The sequence below is a fragment of the uncultured Shewanella sp. genome, from assembly GCF_947495455.1.
Taxonomy (GTDB): Bacteria; Pseudomonadota; Gammaproteobacteria; order Enterobacterales; family Shewanellaceae; genus Shewanella.
Genome location: NZ_CANLZC010000289.1, coordinates 1 through 305 on the forward strand (window position 1 = coordinate 1; position 305 = coordinate 305).

At 49.2% G+C, this 305-nt stretch carries 2 tRNA genes; both read right to left on the minus strand.

Features of this window, described 5'->3' with window-relative positions:
* Position 1: 1 nt before the first annotated feature.
* Positions 2 to 74 (minus strand) — tRNA-His (locus tag Q0791_RS25130).
* A gap of 8 nt (positions 75 to 82) precedes the next feature.
* A tRNA-Arg gene (locus tag Q0791_RS25135) sits at positions 83 to 159 on the minus strand.
* Positions 160 to 305 lie beyond the last annotated feature (146 nt).

The following is a 305-nucleotide window of genomic DNA, read 5'->3' on the forward strand; positions in this document are numbered from 1 at the left end:
GGGTGACTGATGGGGCTCGAACCCACGACAACCGGAATCACAATCCGGGGCTCTACCAACTGAGCTACAATCACCACAAAAATGGTACGCCCGGCAGGATTCGAACCTGCGACCATCCGCTTAGAAGGCGGATGCTCTATCCAACTGAGCTACGGGCGCTTTGCTGTAAATACTATTTACAATCAAATATTTTAATCATCATTCGCCAATAAATGCAAATAATAAAATGTGGTCGGTGATAGAGGATTCGAACCTCTGACCCTCTGGTCCCAAACCAGATGCGCTACCGGGCTGCGCTAATCACC